The organism is Bacillus sp. ISL-47 (assembly GCF_018613175.1).
Lineage (GTDB): Bacteria > Bacillota > Bacilli > Bacillales > Cytobacillaceae > Cytobacillus.
Genome location: NZ_JAGGQS010000060.1, coordinates 1 through 16,736, shown reverse-complemented (window position 1 = coordinate 16,736; position 16,736 = coordinate 1). Strand labels below are relative to the sequence as shown.

Sequence of the window (16,736 nt, the reverse complement as noted above, 5' to 3'; positions counted from 1 at the left end):
CGCATTATTGATTTTGGCACCCTGTTGATTGGAGTGGAAGGTGCTCGACCCCTGCGGGAGAAGCTTCTTGAAGGAGACCCCGGAAGCGCAAAGCGCTGGGGAGGCTCCTGAAACCGCCCGCGAAGCGAGTACCTGTAACGGAAATCAACAGGCAAGTTAAAGAGCAGAATTTTAAAAGCTGATATATTTTTAGAAAATTCAATTTTTTTATTACGTTTTTGCTACAAACGGTGAAAATGGCGGCAAAATGGTGTAAAATAAAAGGGAGGCTTCAGCCTTCTTACCTGAAAGGAAGAAATAAACGTGAAAATGGATCAACTAATTGAAGAAGCAAAGATAGCAAGAGATAGAGCATATGTACCTTATTCAAAATTTAAAGTAGGAGCGGCGCTTTTAAGTGAAGACGGGCAGGTCTTCCATGGCTGCAATATTGAGAATGCAGCTTACAGCATGTGCAACTGTGCCGAAAGGACTGCTCTGTTCAAAGCATATTCAGATGGAGTTAAAAACTTTTCAGCCATTGCCGTAGTCGCTGACACAGATCGTCCTGTGCCTCCATGCGGTGCTTGCAGGCAGGTAATATCAGAGTTATGCCCCCCAGATATGAAAGTGGTTTTAACAAATTTAAAAGGGGATATAAGTGAATTAACAGTAGAAGAATTATTGCCAGGAGCATTTTCACCGGAGGATCTGCATGAATAACGAGACAACAGCAAAAGGACACAAATCAGGGTTTATTTCCATAATTGGCAGGCCAAACGTTGGAAAGTCAACCTTTTTAAATCGCGTAATCGGACAGAAAATTGCCATTATGAGTGATAAGCCGCAAACGACACGCAATAAAGTCCAAGGTGTCCTGACAACAGATGATGCACAATTTATCTTCATCGATACACCCGGAATCCATAAACCAAAGCACAAGCTGGGAGACTTTATGATGAAAGTTGCCCAAAACACGCTTAAGGAAGTTGATGTCATCCTGTTTATGGTTAATGCCCAGGAAGGTTTCGGCCGCGGTGAAGAATTTATCATTGAAAAATTTCAGTCAGTTCGTACTCCTATTTTCCTTGTTATCAATAAAATTGACCAGGTACATCCGGATGAACTGCTGAAGTTAATTGATTCATACAAGGAGAAGTACGAATTCAGTGAAATTATCCCCATATCTGCTCTTGAGGGAAATAATGTTGAGACACTATTGGGACAGATTAAGAAATATATTCCTGAGGGGCCGCAGTTTTATCCTGCCGACCAGGTGACTGACCACCCTGAAAGATTTATTGTTTCCGAACTGATCAGAGAAAAAGTACTGCACCTTACAAGAGAAGAAATTCCGCACTCGCTAGCCGTAATGATCGATAAGATGGAGCGCCGTGAAGATAAGGATGTCGTTCATGTGATGGCCACCATTATCGTAGAACGTGATTCGCAAAAAGGAATTGTAATCGGAAAGCAGGGAAAAATGCTGAAGGAAGTTGGTAAACGGGCAAGGGTGGATATTGAAAACCTGCTCGGATCAAAAGTCTATCTTGAGCTTTGGGTCAAGGTTCAAAAAGATTGGAGAAACAAAATGTCCCAGCTCCGCGATTTTGGTTTCCGTGAGGATGAGTACTAATTTACCAGCCCTAATTAAAGTATTAACAGTTTTTGGTTAATATGCATGATACTGATTGACAATATTTTCGTCTCATGATTTTACAAAGACAGGCTATGATATAGATAAAGTATTGGGATAAATAAATTGCTAGTTGAATAACGGAAAGGTGGGGTTTTCGATGATGGATTTTACCTGGAAAGTGTTTTCCCAGACAGGTAATATTGACACATATCTTCTCTTCAAGGAGCTAGAAAAGGAAACTCAAGATATACCCGGAAATAACGATGAAGAGCTAGCAGAAGCTGATTTTCCCATCTCATAGGTTTGTCGAAAGACAGGGATGGTGTCAAAGGTGCTTGATAAATGTGAAGGCATCGTCATAAGAACTACTAATTATAGCGAAACAAATAAAATAGTCACCCTATACACCCGTGAGTGGGGAAAGGTTGGTGTGATGGCACGCGGTGCGAAAAAGCCGAACAGCCGCCTAGCTGCTGTCACCCAGCTTTTTACATACGGATACTTTTTAGTGCAAAGAGGAAGCGGATTAGGGACTCTCCAACAAGGAGAAATGGCTGCATCCATGCGTTCCATCAAGGAAGATATTTTTCTGACCGCTTACGCAAGCTATATTGTGGATTTAACCGATAAAAGCACAGAGGACAAAAAACCAAATCCATTTTTATTTGAATTGCTTTACCAGTCCCTGAATTATATAAATGAAGGCTATGACCCGGAAATCATTGCAAACATTTATGAAATGAAGATGCTGAATACTTTGGGATTATATCCTGTTCTTGATCAATGTTCTGTCTGTGGAAGCACTGACGGGCATTTTTCATTTTCTATCCGGGAAAACGGCCTAATTTGCCACCGTTGCCTTGAAAAAGACCCGTATCATTACAAGGTTTCACAGGGGACAATCAAGCTGCTGCGCCTGTTTTACTTTTTTGATTTGTCCAGGCTTGGAAATATCTCTGTCAAGCCGGAAACAAAAGCGGAATTGAAAAAAATCATTTCAGCTTATTACGAAGAATACTCGGGCCTAAACTTAAAAACAAAAAAGTTTCTAAACCAGATGGCCAAGTTTGATGATCTTATGTAATTTAAACGAACCTTAGGTTTAGGTTGCTTGAATATTGACAATCAATAAGGTTTCCGCTATGATTCAAATTAATTAAATAATTGCAGTGAAGGAGAAGAGTACTTAACTCATTCTATAAAAGCGAACCTGGGGCGGTGGAAGCCAGGCATGGAAGGTTGAGGAAGGGCGCTCCAGAGCAATATTGTCTTTTGATATAAAAGAGGCTGCGGCAAAGGCTGCAGCAAATAGGGTGGAACCGCGGGTAAACTCTCGTCCCTATGCCTTGAGCATAGAGACGGGAGTTTTTTTATGTTTAGCTCTATTAAAGCTTATCGTGGATTTTAACAACCGGGAGCGGGAATCAACAGACAAGGTTAATATAGCCAAATGTTTTAATACTAAAATCAGGGAAAAAAGAAGAGGTGTCTTATGAATATTCAAAACATGATATTAACACTCCAAAAACATTGGTCAGCCCAGGGCTGTATCCTAATGCAGGCGTATGATGTGGAAAAAGGCGCAGGTACGATGAGCCCCTATACGTTTTTAAGAGCAATCGGACCAGAGCCATGGAATGTGGCTTATGTAGAGCCTTCACGCCGCCCTGCTGATGGACGTTATGGTGAGAATCCAAATAGGCTTTATCAGCATCACCAATTTCAAGTGATTATGAAGCCTTCTCCGGATAACATCCAGGAGTTATACCTGGATTCATTAAAAGCATTAGGTATTAATCCGCTGGAACATGATATCCGCTTTGTGGAAGATAACTGGGAAAATCCATCCCTTGGCTGTGCTGGCTTAGGATGGGAAGTGTGGCTTGATGGAATGGAAATTACACAATTCACTTATTTCCAGCAGGTGGGCGGATTAGAGTGCAAGCCGGTTTCTGTTGAAATTACATATGGAATTGAAAGGCTTGCATCATACATCCAGGATAAAGAAAATGTGTTTGACCTTGAATGGACAGATGGCTTTACGGTAAGAGATATATTCCTGCAGCCCGAGTTTGAGCATTCAAAATATACGTTTGAAACTTCAGATCCTGATATGCTTTTCAATTTGTTCAATATCTATGAAAAAGAAGCGCACAGGCAAATGGATGAAGGTCTTGTCCATCCAGCATATGATTATGTTTTAAAATGTTCGCACACTTTTAACCTGCTCGATGCCAGAGGAGCTATATCTGTTACAGAAAGAACGGGTTATATAGCCCGCTGCAGAAACCTTGCCAGGAAAGTTGCCAAAACCTTCTATGAAGAGCGAGAGAAGCTTGGTTTCCCAATTTTAAATGCAAAGGAGGAAGGAACCCATGAATAAAAAAGATCTGCTATTGGAAATTGGCCTGGAAGAAATGCCGGCCAGATTTGTGACTAATTCAATGAACCAGCTTTCAGACAAAGTAAGCTCCTGGCTTAAAGAGAAGAAGATTTCATATGAAGAGATAAAAGCCTATTCATCTCCTCGCCGTTTGGCTGTTCTTTTAACTGGCGTAAGTACTGCACAGGAAGACATAAATGAAGAAGCAAAAGGGCCTGCCAAAAAAATTGCATTAAACGAAGATGGCGAATGGTCAAAAGCTGCAATCGGATTCAGCCGCGGACAGGGTGCCTCTGTAGAGGACATCTTCTTTAAAGAAATTAATGGGGTTGAATATGCTCATGTCAACAAATTTATTAAGGGACAGGAAACAGCTGCCCTTCTGCCAGAACTGCAGCAGCTTATTACCTCATTAACATTTCCAAAGAATATGAAATGGGCAGACCAGGAGCTGCGTTTTGTAAGGCCTATTAAATGGCTAGTGGCCTTATTCGGAAACGAAGTCATTCCTTTTGCCATTACGAATGTTCAAACATCGAATTGGACAAGAGGACACCGATTCCTGGGTGAAGAAATTGAGCTCAGCAGTCCGGCTGATTATGAAAAAGCTTTGCTGGCACAATATGTGATTACGAACCCGCAGGAAAGAAAAAATGCCATTCAATCACAGCTGGAAAAGATCGAAGAAGAAAACGGATGGGTTATACCTGTAGACGAGGATTTATTAGAGGAAGTAAATAATCTTGTTGAATACCCTACTGCTTTATATGGCCAATTCGAAGAGGAATTTCTTGAACTTCCCGAAGAAGTTCTGATAACATCCATGAAAGAACATCAGCGTTATTTTCCGGTGAAATCAAAAGATGAAAAGCTGCTTCCTTATTTCGTGACAGTTAGAAATGGGGGACATGAGCACCTGGAGAAAGTGGCTAAAGGAAATGAAAAAGTTCTAAGAGCAAGGCTTGCTGATGCTGCATTCTTCTATAAAGAAGACCAGAAAACGGATATTAATGTTTCATTGGAAAAGCTGAAAAGCATTGTATACCATGAAGAAATCGGAACGCTCGCGGAAAAAGTCGCTCGCGTGCGCCAATTGGCAAATAAATTAAGTGATGAACTCGGTTTCAGTGAAGAGGAAATAGCAGTGGCAGACCGTGCTGCTGAAATAAGCAAATTCGACCTTGTTTCCCATATGGTTTATGAGTTTCCAGAGCTACAGGGATTCATGGGAGAAAAATATGCTCTCCAAAAAGGCGAAAAAGAAGCAGTGGCGCATGCCATCAATGAGCATTATATGCCGCGGAATGCAGAAGATAAAACGCCTTCAGGCAATCCTGGGGCTGTACTGGCCATTGCAGAAAAAATGGACACAATCGTCTCTTCTTTTGCAATTGGCATAATTCCAAGCGGTTCGCAGGATCCTTATGCCCTAAGAAGACAGGCGTCAGGGATCATCCAAACATTACTGGCAAAGAATTGGAATGTTAAGCTTGAAAACCTAATTGATTTATCACTGGAAGCAGTCCTTAATGCGAAGATTGGCAAGAAGACAAAAGAGGAACTTTTTCAGGAATTGGTTTCATTCTTTAAGCTAAGAGTCAAATATATGCTACAGGAAAAAGCAATTCGATATGACTTAATTGACGCTGTTTTAGGAGGAGAAATCGGCTCGGTGCCATCCATTGTAGAAAGAGCTGAAGTCCTTGAGTCCAAAAAGGATTCTGAAGGCTTTAAAGAAAGCATAGAAGCGCTTAGCCGTGTTATTAATATTTCTTCAAAATCCAAAGAAAAGGGCGAAGTCGATAGCAGCTGGTTTGAGAATGAGTTTGAAAAAGCTCTTTTTAATAAATATCTATCAGTGAGTGAAGAATTGCGTAAAGAGGTTTCAGAGGAAGAAGCTTTTAACTTGCTTATAAGCATGAAGCCTGAGATTGACCAATACTTCGAACATACAATGGTTATGGCCGACAACGGGGCAATCAGGACAAACAGACTGAATCAAATGACACTTTTAGCCGAATTAATTATGCAGTTTGCCAATATGAATGAAATTATTGTTAAATAACGAGCTAAAATTTTGCCTTTCATGATGGAATAGGATTAAATTTAAATAAGGAATGGCAGCAGGATGCTGCTGCCAGGTAAAGGAAGAGCCTGTTATATCCTGTGACGGGCTCTTTCATATTTTTGACACAGTGTGCTGGCAATAACTGAATATGTGTGAAACGCATCTTTTCATTTATGGCAAATAGTATATAATAATTATATAAAAGTATAACCTTATTTATATTGAATTCAGAAGGTCTGGCAATGTATACCCTTTAAAATAGACCAGATCTTTCCCATGTTAGGTGGTGAGGAAAATCGAATTAAATAAAAGGCAGGAAAAGATTATTGAAATCGTGAAGGAAAATGGCCCAATCACTGGAGAGAGCATAGCAGAACAATTAAACTTGACCAGGGCGACTTTAAGGCCGGATTTGGCCATTTTGACAATGGCAGGCTATTTGGATGCGCGTCCTCGTGTAGGCTATTTTTATACGGGCAAAACAGGTGCCCAGTTATTAACGGAAAACCTTCAAAAGCTGTATGTAAAGGATTATCAGTCAATTCCGGTTGTGGTCAATGAAAATGTTTCAGTATATGATGCAATTGTTACGATGTTTCTGGAGGACGTAGGCACTTTATTTGTTGTCGACCAGGATTCTTTGCTTGTTGGAGTTTTATCCAGGAAGGATCTTCTTCGTGCAAGTATTGGCAAGCAGGAGCTGAACTCGATTCCTGTGAACATTATTATGACTAGAATGCCAAATATAACGATGTGCGAGAAAGATGATTTACTTATAGAGGTAGCTAAAAAGCTGATCGAAAAGCAAATTGATGCACTGCCGGTAGTAAAGAAGTCTGATAAGGGATTTGAAGTTAACGGCAGAATAACAAAAACCAATTTAACAAAAGCATTCTTGGCCCTTGCGGGGGAGAAATAGATTAATTGTTAGAAGGAGATGGTGTTGAAGAATGGGAAAAATGCCGATCATCTACGTCGTTTCTGACTCAGTTGGGGAAACAGCCGAACTTGTTACAAAGGCTGCCACGAGCCAGTTTAATGGCAGTGATATAACTATCAAGCGGTTTCCGTATGTTGAAGAAAAGGTACATATTGATGAAGTCATTTCTCTTGCTAAGCTGGATAATGGGATGATAGCTTATACGATGGTTAAACCTGATATGAGAAAATATATTAACCAAAGAGCAGCAGAAGAAGGGATTTATGTATTTGATATCGTGGGTCCTTTAATGGATCAAATCCAAAAAGCTTGCGGTGTAACGCCGCTTTTTGAACCGGGCTTGGTCAGAAAGCTTGATGAGGATTACTTTAAAAAGATCGAAGCCATCGAGTTTGCGGTTAAATATGATGATGGTCGCGATCCCAGAGGAATCTTAAAAGCGGATATTGTCCTAATTGGGGTTTCGAGAACTTCCAAAACGCCACTTTCACAATATCTTGCGCATAAAAGGCTGAAGGTTGCAAATGTCCCTCTTGTGCCGGAAGTGGATCCTCCTGAAGAGCTGTTTCTTGTACCGCCTGAAAAATGCTACGGCCTAAAAATCAGTCCTGAAAAATTAAATTATATCCGCAGAGAACGTTTGATATCTTTGGGATTAAGTGATAGTGCAAGCTATGCAAATATAGAGAGAATTAAAGAAGAAATTTCTTATTTTGAAAAAATTGTATCCAAAATCAAATGCCCGGTTATTGATGTTACCAATAAAGCGGTTGAAGAGACGGCAAATATGATTTTAAATCAATACCGTAAAAGCTTTCCAATAAGCTAGCACATAATTTTTTTATGTGCCTTTTCTTTTGTCTAAAATCAGGAATCTTTCGAGCAAATGCTGAATACTTATTAAATCGGACATTTATACCTGCGTTAGCCAGCGACAGGGTAAAGAAAATGCAGGTTGGTAAACCTCCACTGGCCAAGTGAAAAAATTGCAAATTTAAGTTTGTGATTATAGAGATAAAATAATGGCAAAATAGACTTTAATGTACTATAATAAAAAATTGTGATAAAAATGTACCCGAATAGGTTTAGAGTTCATTCCGAACGAATAAACTATTTATTGTGGCATGTCAAGGTTTCGTCCAAGAAAAAATTCGACATATATCTCTATACAAAAGTTATTCTTGGAAAGAAGGAATATGCGGAGTGATGTAGAATTATTAGAACATTAGGCAAACCAATCGTTATGGTGGATGCTGATTCCTGTCCTGTAAAAGAAGAAATTGTCGAAATTGCTAATTCCTTTTCCGTGGACGCAGTCTTTGTTGCTTCTTTTGCTCACATGAAAAATGATCTTAACGGGGCAGTTTGGAAGTTTGTTGATTCCAGCAAGGAAGCAGCTGATTTATTCATCATGAATAATGTCAATTCAGGAGATGTGGTTGTTACACAGGATATTGGACTGGCGTCAACTCTTTTGTTAAAAGGAGTTTATGTCCTTTCACCCAAGGGAATTTTATTTGAAGAAAATGAAATTCGCACTGCGCTTGATATGAGATATTTGTCAGCGAAAGCACGCAGAAAAGGAGTATACGGGAAAGGCCCCAAACCGTATAGTCGGGAGGACCGGTCCAGGTTTGTGGAACAGCTGACAAACATTTTGTCGAATTTTGAAGGGATTCGGTAACATTTTATAGAATACCTCAGTAAGTAATGGAGTTGTTCTCATGGCAGAGCGGATCGCCGAGGAAAAAGTTAATGAAATTCGGCAAGCTGTAGATATTGTTGATGTCATTGGCGACTATATTCAATTAAACAAGCAAGGGCGTAACTACTTTGGTCTTTGCCCTTTTCATGGCGAGAATACCCCTTCCTTTTCTGTCTCACCTGAAAAGCAAATCTATCATTGCTTTGGGTGTGGAGCGGGTGGCAATGCCTTTTCATTTTTGATGGATTTAGAAGGCTATTCCTTTCAGGAAGCTGCATTAAAACTCGCTGAGAAAGGAAATATCAAGCTCGAGATTGATGCTTCATCAGTAGCGTCAGCAAAATCAGTGCCTGTTGATTTACAGCAGATGATGGAAGCTCATGAGCTTCTACGTAAATTCTATCACCATCTGCTCGTAAATACAAAAGATGGTCAGCATGCTCTGGAATATCTGCTAAACAGAGGCTTTTCAATGGAGTCAATAGAAAAGTTCCAAATTGGCTATTCATTGAAGTCATGGGATTTTGTGTTTAAGTTTTTGACAAAAAGAAAATTCCCTGCAGATGTTATGGAAAGAGCCGGACTGATTATCAAAAGGGAAAAAGACGGGAACTATTTTGACCGCTTCAGAGATAGAATCATGTTCCCGATTTTTGACCGCAGCGGAAATACGATTGCTTTTTCAGGAAGATCACTTGGGGACGATGAGCCCAAATATTTAAATAGCCCTGAAACAGCAATCTTTAATAAAAGTAAAACTTTATATAATTTTCATTTGGCGAGGCCTCAGATAAAAAAATTGCAAAGAGCCGTTCTTTTTGAAGGGTTTGCTGATGTAATCGCCGCTGATCGCGCTGGTGTGGGAAATGGTGTCGGTACGATGGGTACATCTTTAACTGAGGAGCATGTTGCTTCCTTAAGAAGAAATGTTCAATCAATCACGATCTGTTACGATTCCGACAATGCAGGGATAGAAGCAGCTTATAGAGCAGCAAATATGCTGACCGAGGCGGGCTGCCATGTAAGAGTCGCTTTAATGCCAGATGGATATGATCCTGATGATTATATTAATGAGTATGGCGAAGAAAAGTTCCGCAATGAGGTCATTGACTCAAGCGTAACGTTCATGGCTTTCAAGCTGCTTTACCTGCGCAGGGGCAAAAGGCTTCAGAATGAAGGAGATCGCCTTCTTTATATCGAAGAAGTATTAAAGGAAATCAGCCAGCTGGATAAAGCGGTGGAAAGAGACCATTACTTACGCCAGCTTGCAAGTGAATTTTCACTTTCCCTTGAAGCTTTGAAAGAGCAGCAAAAACAGGTTTTTTACGCTGAGAAGCGTAAGAACCAGCAGGGCAAGAGGGCTTTCGAGCCTCAGAAAAGGCTTCAAGTGCCGAAAAGGGCAGATAACCTTAAGCCCGCATACCATACAGCGGAAAGAAGATTGATCGCCCACATGCTTCGGGATAGTGACGCAGCATTTAAAGTTCAGGATATGCTTCAGGGAAATACTTTTAACATCGATGAGCACCAAGCCATCATTACCTATCTTTTGGGCTTCTACGAAAATGGCCATTCACCTGATCCAAGTGCATTTATAAATTTTATAAACGATGAAAAGCTTAAACGAATCGTGGTGGATATCGAAATGATGTCCATAAATGATGAAATAAGCGAACAGGAATTAACTGATTATATTAAACAGGTGTTGAATTATCAAAAGATGTTAAAAATAAAGGAAAAACTTAATGAAGAAAAAGAAGCAGAGCGACAAAAGGATTATGCAAAAGCAGCATTAATCGCAATGGAAATTATTCAGTTGCGCAAGTCACTATAGATGGTATATTGAAACAGGCCGTGAAATAGCGCCTGGCACAAGTCACTTGGGATAAACGTCTCCTATAAAAATTTCCCAAGTGCTTGGTGGATGACGAATGTCTGTGATTTTTGGAAGGAGGGGGACATATGGCTGAAAAATCGGCCCGTTCAAAAGAGGTTGATACAGAGTTGACCCTTGAACAAGTAAAAGACCAATTAGTTGAAATAGGAAAAAAGACAGGTGTCCTTGCCTACGATGATATAGCGGAAAGAATGTCTCAGTTTGAGGTCGATTCCCATCAGATGGATGAATTTTATGAGTTCCTTGGCGATCAGGGTGTTGAATTGGTAGGCGATAACGAGGATGCCGATCCAAATGTGCAGGAACTTGCCAAAGGTGAAGAGGAATTCGACCTGAATGATTTAAGCGTGCCTCCAGGAGTTAAAATCAATGATCCGGTCCGAATGTATCTAAAGGAAATCGGACGCGTAGATTTACTCTCAGCAGAGGAAGAAATATCGCTTGCCAAGAGAATCGAGGAAGGCGATGAAGAAGCGAAAAGACGATTGGCAGAAGCTAACCTTCGGCTGGTTGTTAGTATCGCTAAAAGATATGTAGGCCGTGGAATGCTTTTCCTTGACCTGATCCAGGAAGGCAACATGGGATTAATCAAAGCAGTAGAAAAGTTTGACTACCGCAAAGGTTATAAATTCAGTACTTATGCAACATGGTGGATTCGCCAGGCCATTACGAGAGCCATTGCGGACCAGGCAAGAACAATTCGTATTCCTGTGCATATGGTTGAAACCATTAACAAATTAATTCGCGTTCAGCGTCAGCTGCTCCAGGATCTCGGTCGCGAACCAACTCCCGAAGAAATCGCTGAAGATATGGATTTGACTCCTGATAAGGTACGTGAAATCCTTAAGATTGCACAGGAGCCTGTATCTTTGGAAACGCCGATAGGAGAAGAGGACGACTCTCATTTAGGCGATTTCATTGAAGATCAGGATGCGACATCCCCATCTGAACATGCTGCATATGAGCTACTGAAAGAGCAGCTGGAAGATGTTCTGGATACACTTACAGACCGTGAAGAAAATGTTCTTCGCCTTCGTTTTGGATTAGACGATGGCCGCACAAGAACATTGGAAGAAGTGGGTAAGGTATTTGGTGTTACCCGTGAACGAATTCGTCAAATTGAAGCCAAAGCCTTAAGAAAATTAAGACATCCAAGCCGCAGCAAACGTTTAAAAGACTTTTTAGAATAGAAAAAAGATTGCCAGGAAATAGTTTACTTCTTAAAATGGAAGTAAACTATTTTTTTTGCGAAATTTACATAAGGATGATTGGATGTGCTTAAGGTTGAAAGACAGCAGAAAACAGATCATTGTTAATGAGCTATTGAATTGGAAGAAAAGCCGGATGCTTCCTGATCAGTATTGCGATTACTTACTAGCTCTCTACACGGAAGGAAATCAGCCGAAGGAAAAGAAAATAGGAATGATGGTAAATATTATAAATCTTATTTTCTTGCTGCTTATTCCAATATCTGTGTTTTTAATTTATTTTACTGAATTGTCTATTATTTTGCAAACCGCCTTTTTGTCCCTTTTTGTTTTTGCTGGTATTTTAGCCGTTTTTTACTTTTCTAGAAAAAGAATTTCTTTTCATTTGCCTATTATTTCAACCGCTTTCATTCTGCTGATCGGATCTGTTGCGCTGGCCTCTGGTTTATCTGGGGAAAGCCATTTTATTCTTTATTTTGCTTTATTTTTAAATTGTCTGCTTTGGTTAGTGTCAGGATGGAAGCTAAGTCTTCCTTATTTTTGGATTTCAGGTACTTTTGGCTTTTTGCTCACAGTTATTTCTATATTCATATAATAAAATATTTTAAAAAGTTTTTAAATGTTGAGAAAACTCATACATCCCTTATATAATGGTAATGAAAGCGGATACAGAAAACGGAATGAGGGGGATGTATATGAACTTTGATTTAACCGCGGAACAGAATATGATACTTAAAACAATAAGGGAGTTTGCTGATGAGGAGGTAGCGCCAGGAGCTCTTGAAAGAGATCGCACGAAAGAATTTCCTGTGGATGTTTTTAAGAAAATGGCCAACCTTGGTTTAATGGGACTTCCTTTTCCAGAAGAATATGGCGGAGCAGGGGCAGATACAGTCAGCTTTGCGATCGTTACCGAAGAACTAAGCAGAGCATGTGCTTCTACTGGGATTACCTATTCAGCCCATATTTCTCTTGGCGGTGCGCCACTTTACTTATTCGGAACAGAAGAGCAAAAGCAAAAATATCTTGTACCGATTTGTACAGGTGAATCTTTTGGTGCTTTCGGTCTTACTGAGCCCAATGCAGGGTCGGATGCCGGAGGTACAAGGACAACTGCAGTTGAGAAGGACGGAGAATATATAATCAACGGAAATAAATGCTTCATCACAAACGCCAGCTATGCCAAGCATTTGGCCTTAACAGCTATAACTGGTGAAAAGGATGGCAAAAAGGAAATTAGTGCGATTATTGTGCCGACGGATGCTTCAGGATTCAATGTCATCGATAATTATGAAAAAATGGGGCTAAATGCCTCCAATACCACTGAACTTGTTCTTGAAGATGTGCGCGTACCGACTGAGCACTTGCTCGGCAAAAAAGGAGAGGGCTTTAAACAGTTTTTAATTACTTTGGATGGAGGCCGTATTGGAATTGGTGCCATGGCTTTGGGCATTGCCCAGGCTGCATACGAAAAAGCCCTGCAATATGCTAAGGAGCGCGAGCAGTTTGGGCGTTCACTATCAAGCTTTCAGGCTATACAGTTTAAGCTCGCTGATATGGCAATGAAAATCGAATTGGCAAGAAACATGGTATATAAAGCTGCATGGCTGAAAGACCAGGGTAGACCTTTTGCGAAAGAGGCCTCTATGTGTAAGCTATATGCTTCGGAAATTTGTATGGAAATAGCCGACCAGGCAGTACAAATTCATGGAGGTTACGGGTATATGAAAGATTATCATGTGGAACGATACATGAGAGACGGAAAGCTAACTGAGATTGGTGAAGGAACGTCTGAAGTCCAGCGAATGGTTATTGCTCGTCAAATTGGGTGCTAGAAAACTTATGCTGTTTGAGCCTGATTGTCATCATTTAGTTATTAAGCTGTTATAATGCCAATGACTTAATTAGCATATGTTGATAGAGGAGATGCAAGTTCCTCCAAAATGCATTCGTGCGTTGTCTATTCATGGATGCTTACTCAAAGGGCTGCGAGTAAAGATTACCCAAGGGATCTGTCGCAGCGAGCCGTGAAGGCTCCTGAACCGCCTGCGGATCGTGGAATTCCTAGAGCGGAAATCATCAGGCAAGTTTAACAGAGTCCATAAAATAAAACGACTAAAGTCGAGAAACTCCGTCCCCTGGATGGAGTTTTTGTCTAAATTATGAACAAGATATGACAAAGTTTACTTTAGGGCTTTTCCTTCCGCCCTTTTTAAAGTAAAATAGAAATTGTTTGTATACTTACGATAAACTGAAATGTGCTTACATAAGGGAGGTTAAGTCATGAATCGCAATCCAATCATTCCATTTGTATTAATTATGGTTTTCGGTGTGGTAGCAATGTTCCTTGTTTCTTTTAAAGGTCTTGGCGATATGGACGAGCTTGCAAAAGAACAGGAAGGCGGCGGTGCTGAAACTGAAGAGACAGCAGCTGCAAGCCCTGAAGAAATCTATCAGAAGAGCTGTATTGGATGTCACGGTGACCAGTATCAAGGTGGAGTCGGCCCCGCTTTAACGGGTGTAGGTGATAAATTATCACAGGATGAAATCGCAGATATTGTGGTGAATGGTAAAGGCTCTATGCCTCCAGGGTTAGTGCCTCAAGACAAGGCTGCAGAAATGGCCGAATGGTTAGCAGGTCTGAAGTAACCTATAATGAAAGTCCTTTGCATATGTAAAGGACTTTTTTTATACTATAAGAAGGCTATCGTAATTCGATAGCTTTTTTATTGAGGAGTGGTTGATTTCCGTTCCAGGATGCTCAGCGAACGCGGGGCGGGCAGTGAACATCCTCGAATCATTGTAAATAAAACATAGATAAATAAAGTTGTTTGATTGGAGCGCACGGTGCTAATCCCGCGAAAATGCATTCGCATTTCCTTCGTGCGGTGCTCTATTTAAAAACAACCATCTTTTAGAAAAGAGCCTAGAAAGTTAAAAAGCAACGGAGGTTGAACAAACAGCCTTTAACTAAATCACTCCAAGAGCTGATTGAATGGTGCCTAAGAGCTTTCTTAATACATAGATAAGTGGTGACAGAATGAATACGGACAAATTATCACAGCGGCTTGAAGCTGTAACAAATTATATCCCCAGTGGCGCACGTTTAGCTGATATTGGTTCAGACCACGCCTATTTGCCATGCTATGCAGTAAAAAAAGGCATTGTCCCTTTTGCCATAGCAGGTGAAGTAGTGGAAGGCCCATTTCAATCCGCCAAAAGACAGGTTGAAATGGAAGAACTTGTAGGTCAGATATCGGTCCGCAAAGGAAATGGACTAGAGGTAATTAACCATGACGAAGTAGACTGTATTACAATTGCAGGGATGGGAGGCGCTTTAATTGCGGCCATTCTTGAAGAAGGAAAGAGCAAGCTTTCTTCTGTTCAAAGACTTGTTCTGCAGCCTAATTTAAGTGCAATTTCAATTAGAACCTGGCTAATTGAACATGGATGGGAGCTCATAGCGGAAGAGATTCTTGAAGAAGATGGAAAGATTTATGAAATACTCGCTGCTGAAAAAGGGGAAGCGCTTAAGCCTTATAAAAATGCAGAGCAGGGTTTGCTTATGGGACCTTTTTTAATGGAAGAAAAATCAGCGGTCTTCCAAACGAAGTGGCTCGGGGAATTGAGAAATTGGGAACGTATTCTCATGCAGCTTGGGAAGGCAGCAGACACTGAAGAGACCGAGAAGAGAAAAAAGGAATTAAAACAGAAAATTAAAATGGTAGAGGGGGTCTTGTACCAGTGAAGAAAATAAATGGGTATGAAATCATTCAATTGTTTGAACAGTACTCTCCAAAAGGATATGCGATGGAGGGTGACAAAATCGGCCTGCAAATTGGAAAGCTCAGTAATCCTGTGCATAATGTCATGATAGCCCTTGATGTTTTGGAGGAAGTTGTGGATGAGGCAATTGAAAAAAATGTGCAGCTGATTATTGCGCATCATCCGCTTATTTTCAGGCCTTTACAAAAGATTGCGACAGACTCTCCAGCCGGAAGAATTATTGAAAAGCTTATTAAACATGATATAGCAGTATATGCAGCCCATACAAATCTTGATGTAGCCAAAGGCGGTGTCAATGATATGCTTGCGGAGGCTTTGCAGCTCTCCAAAACAGAAGTTTTATATCCAACGTTTGAAGCTGTATTGAAAAAGCTAGCTGTGTATGTGCCGGAAGAAAATGCAGAGGCATTAAAAAAGGCGCTTGGCGATGCTGGGGCAGGTGCAATTGGAAACTACAGCCATTGTACGTTTTCTTCAACAGGGACCGGCCAATTTAAGCCAAACGAACAAGCCAATCCTCATATAGGTCAACAAGGTAAGCTTGAATCTGTTGCAGAGGTTCGAATAGAGACCATTTTTCCTGAGCATCTGGAGAAAAAGGTGCTTTCTGCGATGTTCAAAAACCATCCTTATGAAGAAGTAGCCTTTGATATTTTCCAACTTGAAAACAAAGGAGAAGTTTTAGGCCTCGGCAAAGTAGGCGAAATCCGGGAAATGACATTGGAGGAATTTGCCGGACATGTAAAAACAACTCTCGACGTAGAGAAAGTCCGCGTGGTAGGAGACCTTTCCTCAAAGGTTAAGAAAGTTGCTGTTCTTGGCGGTGATGGAAATAAGTATTTTATGTCCGCAAAAATGAAGGGTGCGGATGTTTATGTTACTGGAGATATGTATTATCATGTTGCGCACGATGCCATGATGGCGGGGTTGAATATAGTAGATCCAGGCCATAATGTAGAAAAGGTAATGAAAAAAGGTGTCACAAGAAAATTGAAGCAGCTTTGTGCGGAAAAAGGGTATGAAGTATCGATTTTTCCTTCGGAGATACATACGGATCCTTTTCAATTTATGTAAAGGTAAAAAAAGAGCCGGTTTTCCTAAAAACCGGCTCTTTTTGCATGTGCGCCCGGC

General features: G+C 40.7%; 16 protein-coding genes and 1 other annotated feature. All 16 genes read left to right on the top strand.

The features are described from left to right. The first annotated feature begins 309 nt into the window (after positions 1-309). Positions 310-702 carry a cytidine deaminase gene (locus tag J7I93_RS20105; protein ID WP_214727938.1) on the top strand — a complete coding sequence of 131 codons (393 nt, stop codon included), beginning with the start codon at positions 310-312 and terminating at the stop codon, positions 700-702. Then, positions 695-1,615 (top strand): GTPase Era, encoded by a 921-nt coding sequence (gene era / locus J7I93_RS20100; protein WP_214727898.1) that lies wholly within the window; start codon positions 695-697, stop codon positions 1,613-1,615. The genes J7I93_RS20105 and era overlap by 8 nt, the downstream gene beginning before the upstream one ends. Positions 1,616-1,775: 160 nt before the next feature. Then, positions 1,776-1,919, top strand: coding sequence for a YqzL family protein (locus J7I93_RS20095; RefSeq protein WP_214727896.1), 144 nt, complete (start codon positions 1,776-1,778; stop codon positions 1,917-1,919). Between the two features lie 30 nt (positions 1,920-1,949). Beyond that, complete coding sequence (gene recO / locus J7I93_RS20090) at positions 1,950-2,702, top strand: DNA repair protein RecO (protein WP_214727894.1); 753 nt, start codon at positions 1,950-1,952, stop codon at positions 2,700-2,702. A gap of 76 nt (positions 2,703-2,778) precedes the next feature. Further along, positions 2,779-2,962 (top strand) — a binding site (T-box leader). Between the two features lie 148 nt (positions 2,963-3,110). Continuing rightward, the gene (glyQ, locus tag J7I93_RS20085) at positions 3,111-4,001 is read left to right on the top strand and encodes a glycine--tRNA ligase subunit alpha (protein ID WP_214727892.1); all 891 of its coding nucleotides are present in this window, start codon (positions 3,111-3,113) and stop codon (positions 3,999-4,001) included. Beyond that, positions 3,994-6,066: a glycine--tRNA ligase subunit beta gene (gene glyS / locus J7I93_RS20080; RefSeq protein WP_214727890.1), complete on the top strand. Its 2,073-nt coding sequence runs from the start codon at positions 3,994-3,996 to the stop codon at positions 6,064-6,066. Before glyQ ends, glyS begins: the two co-directional genes overlap by 8 nt. Before the next feature lie 289 nt (positions 6,067-6,355). Beyond that, a complete protein-coding gene (ccpN, locus tag J7I93_RS20075; RefSeq protein ID WP_214727889.1) occupies positions 6,356-6,988 on the top strand; it encodes a transcriptional regulator CcpN in 633 nt (210 codons plus the stop codon). A 31-nt stretch (positions 6,989-7,019) separates the two neighbouring features. Beyond that, a complete protein-coding gene (locus J7I93_RS20070) occupies positions 7,020-7,838 on the top strand; it encodes a pyruvate, water dikinase regulatory protein (protein WP_214727887.1) in 819 nt (272 codons plus the stop codon). 414 nt (positions 7,839-8,252) lie between these two features. Further along, positions 8,253-8,693: a YaiI/YqxD family protein gene (locus tag J7I93_RS20065; protein WP_214988533.1), complete on the top strand. Its 441-nt coding sequence runs from the start codon at positions 8,253-8,255 to the stop codon at positions 8,691-8,693. 40 nt (positions 8,694-8,733) lie between these two features. Beyond that, complete coding sequence (dnaG, locus tag J7I93_RS20060; RefSeq protein WP_214727885.1) at positions 8,734-10,548, top strand: DNA primase; 1,815 nt, start codon at positions 8,734-8,736, stop codon at positions 10,546-10,548. A 128-nt stretch (positions 10,549-10,676) separates the two neighbouring features. Then, the gene (rpoD, locus tag J7I93_RS20055; RefSeq protein ID WP_026583852.1) at positions 10,677-11,801 is read left to right on the top strand and encodes an RNA polymerase sigma factor RpoD; all 1,125 of its coding nucleotides are present in this window, start codon (positions 10,677-10,679) and stop codon (positions 11,799-11,801) included. Positions 11,802-11,883: 82 nt separating this feature from the next. Next, the gene (locus J7I93_RS20050; RefSeq protein WP_214988535.1) at positions 11,884-12,414 is read left to right on the top strand and encodes a hypothetical protein; all 531 of its coding nucleotides are present in this window, start codon (positions 11,884-11,886) and stop codon (positions 12,412-12,414) included. A 100-nt stretch (positions 12,415-12,514) separates the two neighbouring features. Then, entirely contained in the window at positions 12,515-13,654 is a 1,140-nt protein-coding gene (locus J7I93_RS20045; protein ID WP_214727884.1) for an acyl-CoA dehydrogenase family protein, read from the top strand. Positions 13,655-14,102: 448 nt separating this feature from the next. Continuing rightward, entirely contained in the window at positions 14,103-14,468 is a 366-nt protein-coding gene (gene cccA / locus J7I93_RS20040) for a cytochrome c550 (RefSeq protein ID WP_214727882.1), read from the top strand. Between the two features lie 391 nt (positions 14,469-14,859). Next, positions 14,860-15,567 carry a tRNA (adenine(22)-N(1))-methyltransferase gene (locus tag J7I93_RS20035; RefSeq protein WP_214727880.1) on the top strand — a complete coding sequence of 236 codons (708 nt, stop codon included), beginning with the start codon at positions 14,860-14,862 and terminating at the stop codon, positions 15,565-15,567. Beyond that, positions 15,564-16,679, top strand: coding sequence for a Nif3-like dinuclear metal center hexameric protein (locus J7I93_RS20030; protein ID WP_214727878.1), 1,116 nt, complete (start codon positions 15,564-15,566; stop codon positions 16,677-16,679). Before J7I93_RS20035 ends, J7I93_RS20030 begins: the two co-directional genes overlap by 4 nt. Positions 16,680-16,736 lie beyond the last annotated feature (57 nt).